The sequence below is a fragment of the Pseudomonas sp. W5-01 genome (assembly GCF_046540435.1).
Taxonomy (GTDB): Bacteria; Pseudomonadota; Gammaproteobacteria; order Pseudomonadales; family Pseudomonadaceae; genus Aquipseudomonas; species Aquipseudomonas graminis_B.
Window position 1 is genome coordinate 144,975 of record NZ_JAXCIP010000008.1, and the last position, 18,119, is coordinate 163,093.

Genomic DNA, 18,119 nt, shown 5'->3' on the forward strand with positions numbered 1-18,119 from the left:
GCCCATAGGCGTACTTGCCTTAGACTGAGTCCGCTGCTCCTTACACTGCCGTTTGCCCCAGATTCATTCGTTTACTGTTCTTCCTGTTTTCACAATCACGTGAAAAACTACGCGCTGTTTGCGCTCATTTTTGATTGAACCACGGATGGATATCATGGATACCCAGCAAGAAAACACCCTCGAACAATCACTCAGGATGGCGGCGGATGAACCGGCCCATCGACCTGACTTTTTCACGACGCTGTTGAATTCCACCGTCTACGTGCTTGGCACTGCCGGGACCGGCAAAGGTCATGTCACGCTCGAAGCGGGTAGCGACATCAGCATCGCGAATTGGCACAAAGCTGACGGCTCCCCGGTCATCCCGTTTTTCTCTTCATTGCAAACACTCCAGGCATCCATAGAGAGCGAAGAGTCCTACGTAGAGATCCCGGCAAGATCGCTGTTTGAAATCACACTGGGCGCGCCGCTTTTCCTCAATCCAAAGTCTCCTTACGGTAAAGAGTTCTTGCCGGAGGAAGTGCGCCATTTGCTCTCCGACGGGATCGGCCAGAAGCCGGCGCAGCGCACGGTCGAAAAAAACACGAACGTACTGCTCGGACAGCCGTCGCAATACCCGTCAAGGATGGTCAATTCGCTCACGCAGTTACTCGCCAAACATCGCAACGTAAAACGTGCATTTCTGGCGTTGATGCATGACGCATCGGTTGATCAAAAGCCTCATCTGATCATTGGTATTGAAGCGGACGGAGACATTGAACGAGTCATGCGCGAAGCCGGTAGTGTTGCCGGAGATACCGCTCCGGATGGCGAACCCGTTGACCTCTATCGCGTGACCAAGGGGGGGAAGGCCTTAGCGACTACTTCCTCAAGGAAACCACGCCTTTCTATGAAAGGAAGTCGGCAGGGTGGCTGCGATCATTGCTTGGCTTTGTTAAAGCGTGAAAGAGATCGAACCAAGACAATGTCACAGTCTTTCTACCAGATGTGAGATCCGAATCAGTTCGCCAAATCGAATGTAGCGGCCTGTCGTTTTCGACCACACAAATTTACCAGCGCGTTCTTGCTACAAAGCGCTCAACTTGAGGTTTAACCTTGGGACTGTTCTCCAAAATATTCGGAAAGCCATCCGGACCTGTTCTCTACACTCTGTTTTCGGTTCGCCCCTCAAGCGATCTGGGCGCGTGGGCCGCCAGCTTCCCGAACCACACAGAGGTTGTGGGTTACTCAAGCCTCGGCCATTTCTTTCTTCGCAACCCTCACGACTCAGAGTACCTCGTGCTGCACCCTTTCAAGTGCGCGGCAAAGTCGTACGGAAGCCACCCGTCAGTCGAAGACTTTGAAGCGGAGGTACTAAAAGAGCCGGGGTTCGAGCTGTATGTGTTGGATTCGGACCACGTTGCCGATCTATTCCGACATCTGGGCCCCCTTGCCGAAGATCAGGTCTACATCCCGCAGCCGTACCCGTTTCTCGGCGGTAGCGAAGCACTGGAGACGTACGACAAGGGGGATGCCTGGGTCTTTATGAACATAGTGGCCCAAATGCACGACCTCGACGGCGGCGCCTGAAAGGCCGCCCAATGACGCCGAACGACGGTGGAATCACGTACGGCAGGGCATCCCATCCTGTGTGACTGGTCGGACGACGCCTTGTGAGCTAGATAGGTCTGCACTCTATCAAGGAAGACACATGAGCCAAGTCGACATTCAACTGGTCACCCATCTGCCCACACAGATTCGGGCGCTGGAGAAAGAGGCGGTGCGCGAGGGCTTCAGGTTCCTTACCCGCCTGATTGACGAATGGAACTCAGGAGCAAACCGCTTCGATGCCCCCGGCGAGTGTCTGATGGCTGCGTATCGAAACCAGCAGCTGATAGGCATCGGAGGCCTTTCAGTTGATCCCTATGCCAAAGAGAACATGGCCAGGCTGAGACGGGTCTATGTCAGCGCTTCATCAAGAGGGCATCACGTTGGAAGAATGCTGGTAACGGAGCTTGTTGCACATGCCGCTCTGCGCTTTCAGAGCGTGTGCCTTTTCACGGATACCGCTGAAGGCGACGCGTTTTATCTGAAGTGTGGCTTCACGCGAACAGATCATGACCATGCGACCCACGTAATGTGCTTAAGCAACAGCTAACTCAGACCAGCAAAAAGGGGACGGGTTGATTTTCAAGCGAAATAAATCAGTCCCCTTATCTCCGATAATAGTTCGGCCTGAGCTGGCCTTTTCATGAAGTATTACGGCTTCGAGTCCCAGTTTTTCAATAAATCTTGCAGCCTTATTCTGGGCTGTTTCATCATGACCATGAACAATGAAAACCTTCGCGGACGCAGTGACGCTCTTCGCTGCTTTCTGGGTTTTTAGCGTTTGTTTAGATTTCTTATATCCGACTGGACCTTCAATGTAATCATCTGTCACGTCTTTTGCGCGACCTATTGCAAGGTAAGAGTAAGAGGGGCCGCCTATGAATGCTACAGATGATCGATCATGTTCGTATTTTATCTGCGCTACAAAGGATTCAATTGTCTTTTCACTTTCGGAGATTTTAATTCTGTCGAGATCCTCGGGTTGTACTGTCTTGCCATTAATTATAATTGGCAGACCTTGCTCGTATGGCTCCACGAATCTCGATATCAACTGCTCTCTAGTTAGATCGGTTTTATACTCGCCATAGCCTTTGTCGGATTTTGGCTGGATAATCACGTGATAATACATTCTATTGATTTCCTCATAATGGAACGCTGGCGAAAATTGTCGTGATTAAAGCTTGTTTAGGTCTACACCGAGCCCTGCGCCTTTAAGCTCTTTGGCAAGCGAATAGCGCCAGGCTCCGCCATTGTCTAGCTCAATGTAAGCGACCCCGTAGTAGTCCGAAGGTAACTCAACTCCTCTTTCGTAGATCACGCAGACGCGTCTGCGGTTGATTTTACCCATGAAGTATCCTAGTTCTAGGACAACATTCTGTCTCGCACGATCTCGAAGCGTTCGATCTGCTGCATTTTTTTGGCCCCCTACGTCATCAGCCGTCATGAGCACTACAGCAAAGTGAACATTGGCGTATCGCTCTAACTTTTCTATGAGAGTGTCGCTAGCGCCAGCTTGCTCATTCAAAATTATGACGGTCAGGCCGAGCTTTTCGAGCAACCTGGCCGACATCTCGCGGATAGCCTCGTTGTGTCCGTGAACCAAGAACACTGTGTTCGGACCGCCCACTTGCGTTGATGGCTGCCCTATGGACAGGTCGTCGCGAACGACATTTTTCAAAACCTCGATTTCTATAATTGGCGAGTTTTGTGTGACCTCGTCGCCAATTTTTGCGTACATCCGCACAACTCGGCCTGAGACAGGTGACGGCAAATCTATCGACGCCTTGTCGCACTCCAGTGTAATGTAAGTATCTCCGTGCACAAGAAAATCCCCATTAATGACGGGAGTTTCGATCACTATGAGATTACCTAGGCTAAAACTTTCTCCGGGCGCACAGTTTGGCTCAAAGTTAGGGCATAAAATGATCTGGGTGTTATTGTTCACCGCTAGCCCTCGTTGATTTAAAATATTTTGCGCATGAACCCAATGGTTTTAGCCGTTTTGAATAGGCCTAATAAGTTGGTATAAGGTGTCACCAGAATATTTGATCTTCATCATATGATTTAATAGTGTCTGGTGATTGAGGGAGCCAACCAAACTCTTCCAGCACCTCGGAGCGAAGACCTTTGTACCATTCAGTAGCAACTAGATGTGGAACTAGACCTTCATTCTCCTTTAGGACGCTGATCACGCTGCGGACGATAAAGATCGAGTTCATCTTGGTGCCTAAGACATGGGTCATGTCAAGCAGTTCTCCTACCCTCGGAACATAGTCGGTGTTGAATGAATATGGATCGCCAATATGTGAATAATTCTTAGTCTTAAGCTGGATTTTTATTGTTGGCATGAATAGCTCCTAATTGAATCCGTGATTAAAATACCAGTGAGGTGGAACTTACCTTATTAGTCTGGTGAATCTCGTTAATCTGCTGAGTACGGTATGCTAGAGACCATTTTGGGATTGCAATCAACGCCGTAGCTTCAGACGGCGTTGCGGGGTGCGAATCGGTCAGGTCGCTCATATCACTGACTCCGTTCAATGGTAATGAAGACTGCTCCATCACGACCACCGATGCTGGATGCAGGGCCGAGATAGCGGCATCTTGAAAGCATTTCGGGAAGTGGTTAAGACGCGTCACTTTATTCGGACTGAACGTTATCTCGAGTTCAACGGCACTGGGGCGTATTCGGCGTTTCACGGCAATAGCTCTTGGCTAGTAGTGGTCTGTCCAGTGGCAACTACAGGCAGGGAGCTGCCACTCACATGATCACGAAGCTGCCACGCCCATGCGTCAGCTAGCATTCATAAGGCACCGTTGTACGTTAGTCGTCTGACAGGCAGACGCGTTTGAAGAAATCCGTCACTCCACCGCATATCCCGCGATAGAGCGCTGCCGTGAATCTTCATTTCACGCTGCGAAGGCTTTGATTATCAAAATCCATCACAATTCACACGCCAATTTACGATTACTTCTTCCGCGGATCTCGCACAATACGCTCAATCCCCCACTGGATTCACTCCCCCCACTGCTCTACATTGCACCCATCACCAAACACCCGCCGAGCCTCCAAAAATGCCTGCCTCCCGCCCAACCCTCCACCCCCAAGTCCTTTGCGCTGGCGACGCCGTAGCGCTGGTATCCCCAGCCGGCCCGGTCGCCGAAGCCCGGGTGGAAGCAGCCGTGCGTGAACTCACGGCCTGGGGATTACGCCCCCGCGTCTACCCCCACGCTCTGGACAACATCGGGTTCCTGGCAGGCACCGACGCCAATCGCATTTCCGATCTAAACGACGCCCTGGCCGACCCTGAAATCCGCGCTGTCCTGTGCAACCGTGGCGGCTACGGCGTTCAACGCATCCTCGGGCAACTCGACTACGACGCCGTGCTCCGCGACCCGAAACTGGTAGTCGGTTTCTCGGACATCACCGCCTTGCACGCCGCACTCTGGACCCACACAGGCCTCGCCACAGTTCACGGCCCAATCGCCGCGCAGCTGGAAAAAGGCGGCATCTTTGCCAGCACGCTCAAGCACGCATTGATGAGCACCGAGCCTTCCATCATTCATGCCGACCCGGCCGAACCCACTTTCACCGTGCGTACGTCGGGGACGGTGGAGGGCGTCTTGCTTGGCGGTAACTTGAGCATGCTGAGCACCTGCATCGGCACGCCGTTCATGCCCGACTTGGAGGGCGCGATCCTGCTGCTCGAAGACGTTGGCGAGCTGGCGTATCGGGTTGACCGCAATATCACTCACCTGCTCAATTGCGGGATTCTGCAACGGCTCGGCGGTATCGCGTTGGGTCAGTTCAGCGAGCCGGGTCACGGCAATAACCCGATCCGGCCGCCCGATGTCTTGATCGAGCGTCTGGGTGATCTGGGCATTCCGGTGCTCGGCGGTCTGTCCATCGGCCATGGCGACCCCAATCTGGCGGTGGCGTTGGGCAGTCGTGCGGTGCTGGACACCGAGGCGGGCACGCTGACGGTGGCTCCGGCCACGCGCTAGTACGACGATCACCGTTCTGGAAGCGACTTCGATCTAGCTTTTTGCCATCATTCTGCCGTCAAGACCTTGTTTTGCCCCGTGGGCATTGCGAATCTTCACGGATATTGATTGGCCGTGCGCGGGTGGCCTTGCCATGTGCGCCCTCAAGCTGTGGAGCGGAAACTGATGATGTCGGCCGTGAAGACGCGTTTCGCCAATCTGGGGATGGCCAAGAAGCTGGGCATCGGGTTCGTGCTGGTGCTGCTGTTGACGGCGCTGGTCGCGGCCATCGGGGTCTGGTCGTTGCGGTCCATCAGCGCGCATTTCGACAGCCTGAAGGCGATGACGGCACTCAACGGCGACGCGAATCGCGTGCGGTTGCTGGAGCAGGATTACGCCTTGCACGGCGATCCGAAGGTGGTCGATCAGGTTCACACCGGGCTCGATGGCTTGAATGCCCAAGCGGAGCAGCTCAAGGCGGGCGCGCCGATCAACGCGCAGGTGATGGGCGAGGTGCAGCAAGCGCTGGCGGCCTATCGTGCGTCGTTCGACGAGTTCGTCAGTATCAGTCAGAGCAAGGACCTGGCGCTGGAAATGGCCAGTTGGTCGGTGTCCAGCGTCGCCAATAACCTGGACGTGTTGCAGGCGGGGCTGGCCGACGACGGTGCCTACACGCTGAAGGATTCCCAGGGCCAGCAGGGCGCGGAATTCATTGAGCAGGCCGGTCAGGTCAGCCAGGTGTCGAAACTGATGATGCAGGCCATGGATGAAGCCCGGGTGCGCCTCGACAAGAGCCGCAAGACGGGCTCGGGCGAGGAGGTCAAGACCGGCAAGATCGAGCAGGCGGTGCAGGCCCAGGGACTGGCCGAGCAGCTCAAGGGCGTGATCAAGGACGCCGGTTACCTCACGGTGCTGACCGAAGTGGGCGGGCACATCAGCAATTTCAGCGACAAGCTCAACGAATACACCGGGCTGCTGGAGTCGGAAGCGAAGGTCTCGCAACAACTGGCGAGCAACGCCAAAGCCGTGGTGCAGCAGGTCAATCAGGCCTATGACGCGGAAGGCCAGTCGATGCAGAGGGAGTTGCAGGCCAACGCGATGATGATCATCGGCTCGTCCTTGTTGGCGCTGCTGGTCGGGCTGATCGCGGCGTTGGTGATAACGCGCCTGATCGTCGCGCCGTTGCGCAGCGTGATTGCCACGGCCCAGCGGATTGCGGCCGGGGACCTGAGCCGCACCGTGAACGTCACCCGCAAAGATGAAATCGGCCAGTTGATGCAAGCGATGCAGCAGATGGGCGCGGGCTTGAGCACCATCGTCAGCGGCCTGCAGGCGGGCATCGAGCAGTTGGCGACGTCCGCCCATTCCCTGTCGGCCGTGACCGAGCAGACCAATCTGGAAGTCAGCAGCCAGAAGGAGGAAACCGAGCAGGTGGCGACGGCGATGAACCAGATGACCGCTACCGTTCACGACGTCGCACGCAACGCGGAGGAAGCGGCGCTCGCGGCGCAGACTGCCGACACCAAGGTCGATTCCGGCCAGGCCGTGGTGCGCCAGAGCATGCAGCGGATTGAACAGTTGGCGTCGTCGTCCCGTTCCGCCAGCGATTCGATCGAGAACCTCAGCGCGGAAATCCACAACATCGGCACAGTGCTCGGCGTGATCAAAAGCGTCGCCGAGCAGACTAACCTGCTGGCACTGAACGCGGCCATCGAAGCGGCGCGGGCGGGGGAGCAGGGCAGGGGCTTTGCGGTGGTGGCCGATGAAGTTCGCGCGTTGGCCAAGCGCACGCAACAATCCACCGAAGAAATCGAGCGGCTGGTTACCCGCCTGCAAAGCGGCGCCCAGGCGTCAGTGGCGCAGATTCAGAGCAGTGGCGAGCTGGTCAAACTGGCGGTGAGCGACGCCCTCCAAACCGAGAGCGCGCTGGGCAGCATTGCCGCGGCCGTGTCGATGATCCAACAGATGAACCAGCAGATTGCTGCGGCGGCGGAAGAGCAGAGTTCGGTGGCGGAAGAGATCAACCGCAGCGTCACCAGCATCCGTGCCAGTGCCGATCACTCCGCGCTGGCGATGCAGGGCAACGCGGCGTCAAGCATCGAACTGGCATCACTGGGGTTGGAGCTGAAAGGCATGGTCGGGCACTTCAAGCTGTGAATTCGGCGGCCCGTTTCTTGGGCCGCTCTAAATAAGACTCAGGCCTTGCGGCCGTTCAATATCACCAGCGTCAACACCCCCGCGACAATCCCCCAGAACGCCGAACCGATGGAAAACAGCGTCAGCCCCGACGCGGTGACCATGAAGGTGATCAGCGCGGCTTCGCGTTCCTTGGGCTCGTTCATGGCCACGGTCAGACCGTTGATGATCGAGCCGAACAGGGCCAATGCGGCAATCGACAACACCAGTTCCTTGGGAAATGCCGCGAACAATGCCGCCAGCGTCGCGCCGAATACCCCCGCGATGGCGTAGAAAATCCCGCACCAGATCGCCGCCGTGTAGCGTTTGTCACGGTCTTCGTGGGCGTGGGGGCCGGTGCAGATGGCGGCGCTGATGGCCGCGAGGTTGATGCCGTGGGCGCCAAACGGAGCAGTGATCAGCGAGAGTATGCCGGTGGCCGTGATCAGGGGCGAGGCGGGGACCTGATAACCGTCTGCGCGCAGCACTGCGACGCCCGGCATGTTCTGCGAGGTCATGGCGACGACGAACAGCGGGATGCCGATGCTGACGGTCGCAGCGATGGAGAATGAAGGCGTGGTCCACACCGGCATCGCCACTTCGAGGGCGAAGCCGCTGAAGTTCAGCAGACCCAGCATGCCGGACAACGCCACACCGACCAGCAAGGTGACCAACACGGCGTAGCGTGGCGAATAGCGTTTGACGATGAGATAGGTGAAGAACATGCCCAGCACCAGGCCGGTGCGGTGTTGCGCGGCGACGAAGATTTCGCTGCCGATCTTGAACAGAATGCCCGCCAGCAGGGCCGCCGCCAGTGACGTCGGCAGACGCTTGACCAGCCGTTCGAAGCTGCCGGTGATGCCGCAGATGATCACCAATACCGCGCAGGTGATGAACGCGCCGATCGCTTCAGGGTAGGCGACGCCGCCCAGGCTGGTGATCAGCAATGCCGCGCCCGGCGTCGACCATGCCACGGTAATCGGCGAGCGATAGCGCAGCGACAGGCCGATGCTGCACACCGCCATGCCCATGAACAGCGCCCAGATCCACGAGGAAATCTGCGCCGAGGTCAGCCCGGCAGCCTGACCGGCCTGAAACATCAGCACCAGCGAACTGGTGACACCGGTCATCATGGCGATGAAGCCGGCGACGATGGCGGAGGGCGAAGAGTCGGTCAGCGGTCGCAATGGCGCGAGGGGCTCGTCAGTCATGCGGGTCTATCCTTGGCGCGGCGGTTGAACAGAGCAGCCAGCCTATACGCAGTGGTCATGCCCCGTTGCAATACAGCCATCGGCGCAATGGTCGGCACAGTTTCGGCAGTGCCCTGTAACGCGGCCGATCAGCCGCGGGTCATCGTGTTGCCCAGCGCCTGATTCACCGCCATCCAGCCATCCACCGCTTCACGCCCGGCTTCGGCGAACACCCGTTGCAACAGCTTGACCTGCTCGCGGCGCAACGACTCTTCAAACGTGCGGCCCTCGGCGGTCAGCTCCAGCAGGCGCTTACGTTTGTCGTCCTCGGGTGCGACGCTGAGCACCAGTTCCATCTCGATCAACTGCCGCAGCGGTGTGTTCAGCGCCTGCTTGCTCACCCCCAGTTTGCCGAGCAGTTCCTTGACGCTCAGGCCCGGATAGCGGGCGATGAAAAACACAATGCGCTGGTGCACCCGACTCAGGCCACGGCGGTCGAGCATTTCATCGGCTTTGGCAGTGAACGCCTGGTAGCCGAAGAAAAACGCTTCCATGGCAATTTGCTGGGTCGATGAATTTTTAAGGTCAAGCATATTGACGTATCCGTGCGCGGCATCGTAATTTCGGTCAAGCAGTTTGACGTATTCCCCTTTCTTTCCGCCAGCGGTGATCCGATGCCATTTTCCGAACGCGTTACCCGTTTGAAGAGTTCACTGATTCGCGAAATCCTCGCCGCCGCCCAGCGCCCGGAGATGATGTCGTTCGCGGGCGGATTGCCGGCCGAAGCCATGTTGCCGAACAGTGAATGGTCTGACATGCCGCGCAGCGTCGGCCAGTACGGCATGAGCGAAGGCGAGCCGCAGTTGCGTGAAGCGCTGGCCGCCCAGGCGCGGGCGTTGGGCATCGACTGCGACGCGAGTCAGGTGATGATCGTCAGCGGTTCCCAGCAGACGCTGGACCTGGCCGCCAAGCTGTACATCGACAAGGGCACCGAAATCCTCCTCGAAGCGCCGACCTATCTGGCCGCGCTGCAGATCTTCCAGCTGTTCGGCGCCGACTGCCTGACCGTCCCGTTGCTCGCCGAAGGCCCGGACCTTGCAGCGCTGCGTCAGCGACTGGAGCAGCACTCGCCGTCGTTCGCGTACCTGATTCCCACATTCCAGAATCCGTCGGCGGTGCGTTACAGCGAAACCGCGCGGGATGCGGTGGCGGCGTTGCTCGACGAATTCGGCGTCACCCTGATCGAAGACGAGCCTTACCGCGAGCTGACGTTCGACGGCGGCAGCGCGCGGCCCATCGCCAGCCGCCTGAAAACAGCCAGCTGGATCTACACCGGCACCGTGTCGAAAACCCTGATGCCGGGCTTGCGCGTCGGCTACCTGATCGCCACGCCTGACCTGTTTCCGCATCTGCTCAAGCTCAAGCAATCGGCGGATCTGCACACCAATCGCGTGGGGCAATGGCAGGCGTTGCAGTGGATCGGCAGCGAGCACTACGAGCAGCATCTGCTGGAGCTGCGCAGCTTCTATCGGACCCGTCGCGATGCCTTCGAAGCCGCGCTGCAGCGGCACTTCGCGGATCTCGCTGAGTGGAACAGCCCTCAAGGTGGACTGTTCTTCTGGCTGACCCTCAAGCACAAGCTCGACACCCGCACCTTGCTCGACAGCGCGCTGGCGCAGAATGTGGCGTTCATGCCGGGCGAGCCGTTCTTTGCCGACCCGGACGCCAACCCGGGGTATCTGCGGCTGAACTTCAGTCACATCGACCCCGAGCGCCTGGACGAAGGTTTGAAGCGGCTGGCCGACGTCATTCGGCAAACACAGCTTTCACAGGCGGCCTGATACATTACGCACACGCACGACCGGCAAGACTGACGGCACACGATTGAGGGGAGAGGGTTGATGTACAAGGTTTACGGCGATTACAACTCGGGCAACTGCTACAAGATCAAGCTGATGCTCAACCTGCTCGGCGCGGAATACGAGTGGGTGCCGGTGGACATTCTCAAGGGCGAGACCGAAACCGAGGCGTTTCTGGCGAAGAACCCGAACGGCAAGATTCCGGTCCTTGAGCTTGAAGACGGCACCTGCCTGTGGGAGTCCAACGCGATTCTCAACTTCCTCGCCGAAGGCACGCCTTACCTGCTCACCGAACCGCGGCTGCGCACGCAAATGCTGCAGTGGCAATTCTTCGAGCAGTACAGCCACGAGCCAACCCTGGCGGTGGCGCGTTTCATTCAGTTTTATCTGGGGATGCCAGAGGAGCGGATGGAGGAATACCACTCGCTGCACCGGCGCGGTAACAAGGCCCTGAAAGTCATGGAGCAGCAGTTGCTGCGCACGCCGTTTCTGGTGGGCGACAGTTTCTCCATCGCCGACATCGCGCTGTACGCTTACACCCACGTCGCCGACCAGGGCGGCTTCGATCTGGTGCAGTTCCCGGCGATTCAAGGGTGGCTCGCCCGGGTCAAGCAGCAACCGGGTTATGTCGGCATGCTGGACTGATGGGTGGCGCTGTTCACTAAAAGGAGATGAGACATGCAGTATAGGATGATTGCGGTGGGAATGATGATGGCGTTGGGCATCGGCTGCTCGGCCCAGGCTCAGGACTGCGACGCCAATCAGGCGTCGATGAATCAGTGTGCGAGCCAGGAGTACAAGGCGCTGGACGCGGAATTGAACACCCAATACAACGCGCAGATGGGCTACCTGAAGACGCCGGCGCGCAAGAAGGCGCTGCAGGATGCGCAGAAGAAGTGGATCGCGTTTCGTGACGCCGATTGCCAGTATCAGGCCGGCAAGCGGGAAGACGGCGGGAGCATGTGGCCGCTGGTTCAGGCGCAATGCCTGTCAGCGCAGACCGAAGTGCGGGTTGAGCAATTGAAGGCGTATACGGCGTGTCGCCAGGAAGGTTGCCCGAAGTAAAGGCGTAAGAGGCCAAGACATTCGCTAAATCTCCAGCGGTTGAAACGGCCCCTTCCCGGCTAAAGCCGGTCCTACTCAGCGCATGGGGTGTGTCAGTGGGACCGGCTTTAGCCGGGAAGAGGCCAGTCATTACACTGGATCTCCACCGGCAGGCACGCCGCCTTCGCGAGCAAGCTCGCTCCCACAGGTTTTGCGGAATGGCTGAGAGGGTGAGCTGACCCTGTCTCCCACAGGTTTTGCGGAATGGCTGAGAGGGTGAGTCGAACGCCGATCACGTTGGAGCGGCGTTGACGCATCGGCTATGCAAGCAGCATCGTCAAACTGCGGAGAATCGCTTCTCCAGGTAATCAACGATCACCTTTGATTCATACATCCACACCGTCTGACCTTCTTCCTCGATCCGCAGGCAAGGCACTTTGATCCGGCCGCCGCCGCTGAGCAGTGCCTGACGATCCGGCTCGTTGTTCTTCGCGTCACGAAGGGCCACGGGCACGTTCAAACGGCGCAGCGCCCGGCGGGTTTTCACGCAGAACGGGCAGGCGTGGAACTGATACAGCGTCAACGCTTTCGCCGACGTCTCGACGGCAGCCTGCGCTTCGGGAGAACGCTTCTTTTTGCTCGGCCGGGTCAGAAAATCGCCCGCGATCACGAGCTGTCCGAGACCGACTCTCACTGCTTTCATCAACACGCTAAAACCTCACTCGGCGGCACAAACCGCCAGACAGCCGCAGCCTGATGCCGCGGCCTTCAGGACGCCGGGATCATTTGATCAGGCTGAGAAACTCGGTGCGGGTCGCGGCGTTTTCGCGGAATTCACCCAGCATCACCGACGTGATCATCGACGAATTCTGCTTTTCGACGCCGCGCATCATCATGCACATGTGCTTGGCTTCAATGACCACCGCCACACCCAGAGCGCCGGTGACCTGCTGAATGGCTTCGGCGATCTGGCGGCTGAGGTTTTCCTGGATCTGCAGACGACGGGCGTACATGTCGACGATGCGCGCGACCTTCGACAGGCCCAGCACTTTGCCGCTCGGGATATAGGCGACGTGGGCCTTGCCGATGAAGGGCAGAAGATGGTGTTCGCAGAGCGAATACAGCTCGATGTCCTTGACGACCACCATTTCGCTGTTGTCGGAGCTGAACAGCGCACCGTTGGTGACTTCTTCGAGGGTTTGCTCATAGCCGCGGCAAAGGTACTGCATGGCTTTGGCTGCGCGTTTCGGGGTGTCGCGCAGGCCTTCGCGGGAGACGTCTTCGCCGAGTTGACCGAGGATGGCGGTGTAGTTCTGTTCCAGAGTCACAGGGGTGTGTTCCGTGTGGGTTCAAAAAACGCAGGGTTGCAGGCCTGCAAAGGCGCACATAGTAGCGTAGCTGGACGCGCAGGGGTACGACAGGCGGCCCGGACCCCTGCGGCATGGCGCCGCCGGGGCAGTGTCAGCTGACCTTTACCCAACCTTTACCGAGGGGATATGTCGGAATGTGTCGGCGTGATGTCTGACGTAACGGGTGACAGATGCCCGGATGAAGAGAGTGCTCATGATGGTTAGCCGAATCGCGAAAATCGCACTGGTGATTGCCCTGGCGTCGTCGGTTTCGGGGTGTTTTTTCGGACCGGGTTGGGGCCGCCACGGCGGTGGCTGGCACGAACACCGTTATTACGACGGCGGCCCCTACGATGGCGGGCGGGGCGGTTATGGGCCCGGACCTGGACCTGGGCCGGGTTACTACCGCCGCTGATTGTCACTGATCATTTGAACGCGTAAAGCAAAGGCTGCGACGGCATTACCTGTCCCTCGCGGCCTTTTTTGTCGGCAGCTGCTTCGTACCTGTTTCGATACCTGATCGCTACCAAACCACGACGCGGATTCACGGGCGTGCGCTGTCAGAAGCAGCAGGTGATGAATGCCTGAGATCAAGCCCGTTTTGAGAGAGAAAACGAAATGTTGAGTCGTATAGCGAAAGTCGCGATGGTCATCGCGGTGATGTCAGCCATGTCCGGATGCTGGCCATTCTGGGGCCCGGGCGGGGGAGGCCACGGTGGTCACGGAGGCGGTGGCGGCGGCGGTCACTATGAAGGTGGCGGCCCGGGTGGTGGCGGCGGTGGCGGCGGTCCTGGTCCAGGTCCGCGCTGATCGGATAAACGCCCAATGAGCGGTGGGAGCGGGCGGGTTGGCGCTCCCACAGGGACTGGTCAGCAAGTCCCCGCGTTACTCGTCACGCCCTTCCATCATGGTCCGCTTGAGGATCACGTACACCGCACCGGCGCCGCCATGCTTGGCGATGCACGATGCGAATCCCAATACCTGCTGATGCTGGCGCAACCACGTGTTGACGTGGCTCTTGATCATCGGCCGCTTGCCGTCCAGCCGCACGGCCTTGCCGTGGGTAATGCGCACGCAACGCACTTCAAGCTTGGCCGCCTCGGCCAGGAATTCCCACATCGTCTCGCGCGCCATTTCGACGCTCATGCCGTGCAGGTCCAGGCTGCCTTCGAAGCTGATCTGCCCAAGCTTGAGCTTGCGCATCTGGCCTTCCTGCACCCCGTCACGGGCCCAGTACAACGTGTCTTCAGGGCCGACATCGATCACGAACTGGTCTGACAGGCCATCAACGGTAATCGTCGCATCGGAACGCACGGTGGCCGCCTGACGAAGCTTGGCCAGGTTCTTACGGTCGGTTTTGGGTTTTCCTACGTCCGCATGTTCAGTCTTGATGGGCTTTACGCCGCGAATCTCACTTCTGAACAGGGAAAAATCGTCGTCTTGCATGGTGGTCTCCGCGAAGGGGGCCAGTTTAACCGCGTCACGCCATAATCGGCGCGACTATCGATGATTTAGACTCTCGATGATTAAACGGCAGCGGATGACGCGAAGGTCAGTCGTGTTTCTTCATCAGATGGGGAGACATGTTGAGTTCACCGGCACGACGACGGCGGCGGCGACTGCGGCGCCAGAACCAGATACCGACGTACAGCATCAGCAAACCGACAATCACCGTCACCACGGCGCCCGCGGGACTGGCGTTGAGTTCGCCCAGCGCAACAGGGTTGCCGATCAGACTGGCAATGCCGGCCATGGCCAACAGCACGCCAGCGGTGGCCAGAACGGCCGAAATCGCAGCGATTATGCGCATCCGCCAGCTGCCCTGGCCCTTGGGGCGCAGGCGACGGGCATCAAAACCATCGGATATTTTCATTCCGATTTCCTCTATGGGTATCGGCGCTCTGACCAGCGCAGTGTGGGGGTGGTTCCCGCCTGGCCAGGTTTCAGGGGCATCGCGCATTGATTACGGATAGGCGGTCAGGTGAACAGGATTACCCTGCCTGACGACTGCATTTGTACGCCTTTTCTTCAGGAACTGCCGGAAAATGATCCGCGCGAGGGGCCTGCGCAGTCAGCTCGGTTGCAACAGCTCCTGCCGAGGGAGGAATCAGATCAGGTCTTTGGTCAGCGCCAGTTTGGCGAAGTTGTCGTTCATGATTGCCATCTCCGCCTGCTGCACCAGCTCGGCTTTGATGACACCGCTCGGGGTCGGCAGGTCGCGGGTGGCGCAGGCGTCTTCAACCAGCGTGCAGCGAAACCCGTAATCCTTGGCCGCGCGCACGGTGGTGCTGACGCTGGAGTGGCTCATGAAACCGCAGACCACCAGGTCCAGACGGCCACGGCTTTCCAGCAGGCTGTGCAGGGTGGTGCGGTCGTCGGTGGAGACCGTGCCATTCAGCGCGTTGGGCAGGCGTTTTTCGATGATGACTTCATCACCCTGTGGCTGCAGTTCGGGGACAAATTGCCCGCGCTCGCCCTGGGGATCGAACATGCCGCCGACGGTGCCGAGATGGCGCACGTGAATGATCGGCGACTTCGCAGCACGGGCTGCGGCGACCAGTTTGACGATGTTGTTGATGGCGTCCTGAACGCCGGTCAGGGCCAGGGGGCCGCTGAGGTATTCCTTCTGCGCATCGATGATGATCAGCGTGGCATTACTCAATGTCGCCGCTGCGTATTCACGGCCACTGAGTTGAAACATGGTCTTTGGACCAGTGTTTGAAACAGACATCGGGGGGCTCCTTCGAGTGGGGCTTTTGCCACATTGTCCACTGGCAGAGCGATTCTGTGAATCGCCGTGCGCACAGACCTCGCTATTTTGCCGGGCTTCAAGCCGTCGAGCAGGTCACGGTTGCTGTCATAGTGCCTGCAAAACGAGGCAAAGACTGCGGAAAATTTTGCGCGGGGCCGCCGCGGCCGGTGCGGGATCGTTTGTTGCGTGGATGGCTGATAGAATCGCCCGTCGTTTTTTCAAGGAGTCTGCCGTGATCACTTCCCGCCTGCGCACCCTGCGCGATCATATCCGTTGGGCTGTCAGCCGATTCCACGGGGAAGACCTGTTTTTCGGTCATGGCACCGACAACGCGTGGGACGAAGCTCGCCAGCTGGTGCTCGGCGCCCTGCACCTGCCGTGGGAAATTGCCGACAGTTACCTGGATTGCAACCTGGAAGACGAAGAGCTGGTGGCGGTTCAACACCTGATCAAGCGACGCATCGAAGAGCGCGTGCCCACGGCGTATCTGCTGGGTGAAGCGTGGTTCTGCGGGATGTCATTTATCGTGGATGAGCGCGTGCTGATTCCGCGCTCGCCCATCGGTGAACTGATCGAGCAGCGGTTCGCACCCTGGCTGGCCAGCGATCCGGCCCGCATTCTCGACCTTTGCACCGGCTCCGGCTGCATCGGCATCGCCTGCGCTGACGTGTTCCCCGACGCTGAAGTGGTGTTGGCGGATCTGTCGTTCGAGGCGCTGGAAGTGGCGAATCAGAACATCGAGCGCCATGGCGTGGATCAGCGCGTGTACACCGTGCAGGGCGATGGTTTCGACGGCCTGCCGGGCCAGCGTTTTGACCTGATCGTGTCCAACCCGCCGTACGTCGATGCCGAAGATTTCGCCGACATGCCCGACGAATACCAGCACGAACCCGAGCTGGCGCTGGCCTGCGGTGACGACGGCTTGAACCTGGTGCGGCGCATGCTGGCCCAGGCAGCGGACCATCTGGAGGAAAAGGGCTTGTTGATCGTGGAAGTCGGCAACAGTCAGGTTCACGTCGAAGCGCTGTACCCGGAAGTGGATTTCGCCTGGCTGGAATTCGAGCGCGGCGGCCACGGCGTGTTCATGCTGACGGCCGAGCAGTGCCGCAATCATCAAGACCTCTTCGCGGCGCGGATCTAGTCAGGCCATCCGCGGGCCTCTTCCCGGCTAAAGCCGGTCCCACCAGGGCACCGCATCCATCCAGATTCACCGCGTATGCTGGATGTAGGACCGGCTTCAGCCGGGAAGGCGTCGGTTGTCACGCCACACAGCTGATGGCGAGCACACGGGCCTGGCTTAACGCCGGGTCACCGGTGCGTTGCAATCCAGATCAGCAGGCCGGCCTGAAACACGGCAAAGGTCACCAGGCAGGCGATGGTGAAGCGCAAGCCGGCGTCGTCCCGGCGGTATTTGTTGACCTTGTCTTCGGTCTTCTTGATCGTAACGTCCTGTTCCTGAATCCTCTGTTCGGCCTGTTGCAGCATCTGCGCGGCGTCGAGGATCTGCACGATCTGGATTTTGTCGGCGTTCCAGGTGTTATTCAGGTTGCCGACCTTGGCGTCCTTGATGGTGCCTTTCAGGTGCTGCGCATCGGCGTAGACGACTTCGAAACCCTGGGTCTTAAGGAAGTGATCACGACGCAGGCGCGTGTCCTCGTTGAGCGCATCCTTGTTGGCCAGCGCAACGCCTTCGATCTTGTACGCGGCGCAACGTTTCTGTGCCCAGGTGATGCCCTGAGCCAGCATGAAGCGCCCCAGACCGCGGTTCCACGGGTCGATCTGCAAACCGGATTCCGGGCCGACGCGGACGCTGCGATTGGCGTGGTCCACCCAGATATCCAGTCGATTCTGCTCTTTACGGACCTTCTGCCCCGGCAACTGATAGCTCATGCGCAGCAGGCTGAATTCTTTGTTGTGGCGCTCGGCCTTGCCGAACTCGACGAAGCGCAGCGGGCGTGCGCCGGTGGCGCGGTCGGTGGGCAGAGGCGCCAGACGCAGCATCGAGAAATGCTCGGCGTGGACTTCTTCCCACAGCACAGGCGCGGCGACTTCGCCTTCTTTGGCATCGGTCGGATCGACCGCGTCGGTTTGCATGGTTGCTTCTGTCATCACGGCGATCCTGTTATCGACATTGCCTGGCACATGGCACCGGCACACGATGCCAGCAGACAGCTATCGG

General features: G+C 58.9%; 21 protein-coding genes and 1 pseudogene. 11 read left to right on the forward strand and 11 right to left on the reverse strand.

Annotation, left to right across the window (positions count from 1 at the left end; genetic code table 11):
* Positions 1-154: 154 nt before the first annotated feature.
* From SLW75_RS22880 to SLW75_RS22890, 3 genes are all read left to right on the forward strand, one after another.
* Positions 155-991, forward strand: a complete 837-nt coding sequence (locus SLW75_RS22880) for an enhanced serine sensitivity protein SseB C-terminal domain-containing protein (RefSeq protein WP_410935528.1) — start codon at positions 155-157, stop codon at positions 989-991.
* A gap of 104 nt (positions 992-1,095) precedes the next feature.
* Complete coding sequence (locus SLW75_RS22885; protein ID WP_410935529.1) at positions 1,096-1,569, forward strand: T6SS immunity protein Tdi1 domain-containing protein; 474 nt, start codon at positions 1,096-1,098, stop codon at positions 1,567-1,569.
* Positions 1,570-1,690: 121 nt separating this feature from the next.
* Positions 1,691-2,137: a GNAT family N-acetyltransferase gene (locus SLW75_RS22890; RefSeq protein ID WP_410935530.1), complete on the forward strand. Its 447-nt coding sequence runs from the start codon at positions 1,691-1,693 to the stop codon at positions 2,135-2,137.
* On the opposite strand, the gene SLW75_RS22895 is transcribed toward SLW75_RS22890, so the two are convergent.
* From SLW75_RS22895 to SLW75_RS22905, 3 genes are all read right to left on the reverse strand, one after another.
* A complete protein-coding gene (locus SLW75_RS22895) occupies positions 2,123-2,716 on the reverse strand; it encodes a TIR domain-containing protein (protein ID WP_410935531.1) in 594 nt (197 codons plus the stop codon). The genes SLW75_RS22890 and SLW75_RS22895 overlap by 15 nt on opposite strands.
* 45 nt (positions 2,717-2,761) lie before the next feature.
* The gene (locus tag SLW75_RS22900) at positions 2,762-3,532 is read right to left on the reverse strand and encodes a TIR domain-containing protein (RefSeq protein WP_410935532.1); all 771 of its coding nucleotides are present in this window, start codon (positions 3,530-3,532) and stop codon (positions 2,762-2,764) included.
* Positions 3,533-3,620: 88 nt separating this feature from the next.
* The gene (locus SLW75_RS22905) at positions 3,621-3,935 is read right to left on the reverse strand and encodes a hypothetical protein (RefSeq protein ID WP_192134437.1); all 315 of its coding nucleotides are present in this window, start codon (positions 3,933-3,935) and stop codon (positions 3,621-3,623) included.
* Positions 3,936-4,662: 727 nt separating this feature from the next.
* On the opposite strand from SLW75_RS22905, the gene SLW75_RS22910 reads away from it, so the two are divergent.
* The 3 genes and pseudogenes from SLW75_RS22910 to SLW75_RS22920 all read left to right on the forward strand — a co-directional run bounded on the left by SLW75_RS22910 (position 4,663) and on the right by SLW75_RS22920 (position 7,728).
* Positions 4,663-5,592 carry an LD-carboxypeptidase gene (locus tag SLW75_RS22910; RefSeq protein ID WP_410935533.1) on the forward strand — a complete coding sequence of 310 codons (930 nt, stop codon included), beginning with the start codon at positions 4,663-4,665 and terminating at the stop codon, positions 5,590-5,592.
* Positions 5,593-6,672: 1,080 nt separating this feature from the next.
* Positions 6,673-6,867 (forward strand): annotated as a pseudogene (locus SLW75_RS22915) (HAMP domain-containing protein); the annotation flags it as partial.
* A complete protein-coding gene (locus SLW75_RS22920; RefSeq protein WP_410929563.1) occupies positions 6,865-7,728 on the forward strand; it encodes a methyl-accepting chemotaxis protein in 864 nt (287 codons plus the stop codon). The pseudogene SLW75_RS22915 and the gene SLW75_RS22920, both read left to right, overlap by 3 nt.
* A gap of 38 nt (positions 7,729-7,766) precedes the next feature.
* Here SLW75_RS22920 and SLW75_RS22925 read toward each other — a convergent pair whose 3' ends face one another.
* Positions 7,767-8,957, reverse strand: a complete 1,191-nt coding sequence (locus tag SLW75_RS22925) for a benzoate/H(+) symporter BenE family transporter (RefSeq protein WP_410935534.1) — start codon at positions 8,955-8,957, stop codon at positions 7,767-7,769.
* Between the two features lie 128 nt (positions 8,958-9,085).
* The gene (locus SLW75_RS22930; protein ID WP_065989338.1) at positions 9,086-9,529 is read right to left on the reverse strand and encodes a MarR family winged helix-turn-helix transcriptional regulator; all 444 of its coding nucleotides are present in this window, start codon (positions 9,527-9,529) and stop codon (positions 9,086-9,088) included.
* A gap of 81 nt (positions 9,530-9,610) precedes the next feature.
* Between SLW75_RS22930 and SLW75_RS22935 the strand changes: the two genes are divergently transcribed.
* The 3 genes from SLW75_RS22935 to SLW75_RS22945 are packed head-to-tail and all read left to right on the forward strand — an operon-like array spanning position 9,611 to position 11,860.
* The gene (locus SLW75_RS22935) at positions 9,611-10,777 is read left to right on the forward strand and encodes a PLP-dependent aminotransferase family protein (protein WP_410929509.1); all 1,167 of its coding nucleotides are present in this window, start codon (positions 9,611-9,613) and stop codon (positions 10,775-10,777) included.
* Positions 10,778-10,837: 60 nt separating this feature from the next.
* Entirely contained in the window at positions 10,838-11,440 is a 603-nt protein-coding gene (locus tag SLW75_RS22940) for a glutathione S-transferase family protein (protein WP_410935535.1), read from the forward strand.
* A gap of 33 nt (positions 11,441-11,473) precedes the next feature.
* Positions 11,474-11,860 carry a lysozyme inhibitor LprI family protein gene (locus SLW75_RS22945; protein WP_410935536.1) on the forward strand — a complete coding sequence of 129 codons (387 nt, stop codon included), beginning with the start codon at positions 11,474-11,476 and terminating at the stop codon, positions 11,858-11,860.
* A 316-nt stretch (positions 11,861-12,176) separates the two neighbouring features.
* Here SLW75_RS22945 and SLW75_RS22950 read toward each other — a convergent pair whose 3' ends face one another.
* Together SLW75_RS22950 and folE are read right to left on the reverse strand one after the other, a co-directional pair.
* The gene (locus SLW75_RS22950) at positions 12,177-12,542 is read right to left on the reverse strand and encodes a glutathione S-transferase N-terminal domain-containing protein (RefSeq protein ID WP_410935537.1); all 366 of its coding nucleotides are present in this window, start codon (positions 12,540-12,542) and stop codon (positions 12,177-12,179) included.
* A 79-nt stretch (positions 12,543-12,621) separates the two neighbouring features.
* On the reverse strand, positions 12,622-13,167 hold the full coding sequence (folE, locus tag SLW75_RS22955) for a GTP cyclohydrolase I FolE (protein WP_065989346.1): 546 nt from the start codon (positions 13,165-13,167) through the stop codon (positions 12,622-12,624).
* A gap of 235 nt (positions 13,168-13,402) precedes the next feature.
* On the opposite strand from folE, the gene SLW75_RS22960 reads away from it, so the two are divergent.
* Entirely contained in the window at positions 13,403-13,603 is a 201-nt protein-coding gene (locus SLW75_RS22960; protein WP_244160372.1) for a hypothetical protein, read from the forward strand.
* Positions 13,604-14,073: 470 nt separating this feature from the next.
* Here the strand turns inward: SLW75_RS22960 and SLW75_RS22965 are convergent, their stop codons facing one another.
* From SLW75_RS22965 to SLW75_RS22975, 3 genes are all read right to left on the reverse strand, one after another.
* Positions 14,074-14,634, reverse strand: coding sequence for a Smr/MutS family protein (locus SLW75_RS22965; protein WP_065989376.1), 561 nt, complete (start codon positions 14,632-14,634; stop codon positions 14,074-14,076).
* Between the two features lie 106 nt (positions 14,635-14,740).
* On the reverse strand, positions 14,741-15,061 hold the full coding sequence (locus SLW75_RS22970) for a hypothetical protein (protein ID WP_065989377.1): 321 nt from the start codon (positions 15,059-15,061) through the stop codon (positions 14,741-14,743).
* 234 nt (positions 15,062-15,295) lie between these two features.
* Positions 15,296-15,919 (reverse strand): cysteine hydrolase family protein, encoded by a 624-nt coding sequence (locus tag SLW75_RS22975; protein ID WP_065989378.1) that lies wholly within the window; start codon positions 15,917-15,919, stop codon positions 15,296-15,298.
* A gap of 253 nt (positions 15,920-16,172) precedes the next feature.
* Here SLW75_RS22975 and prmB point away from each other — a divergent pair, with 253 nt between their 5' ends.
* Positions 16,173-17,081, forward strand: a complete 909-nt coding sequence (prmB, locus tag SLW75_RS22980; protein ID WP_065989379.1) for a 50S ribosomal protein L3 N(5)-glutamine methyltransferase — start codon at positions 16,173-16,175, stop codon at positions 17,079-17,081.
* Between the two features lie 167 nt (positions 17,082-17,248).
* Here prmB and SLW75_RS22985 read toward each other — a convergent pair whose 3' ends face one another.
* A complete protein-coding gene (locus SLW75_RS22985; RefSeq protein ID WP_065989380.1) occupies positions 17,249-18,049 on the reverse strand; it encodes a hypothetical protein in 801 nt (266 codons plus the stop codon).
* Between the last annotated feature and the right edge of the window lie 70 nt (positions 18,050-18,119).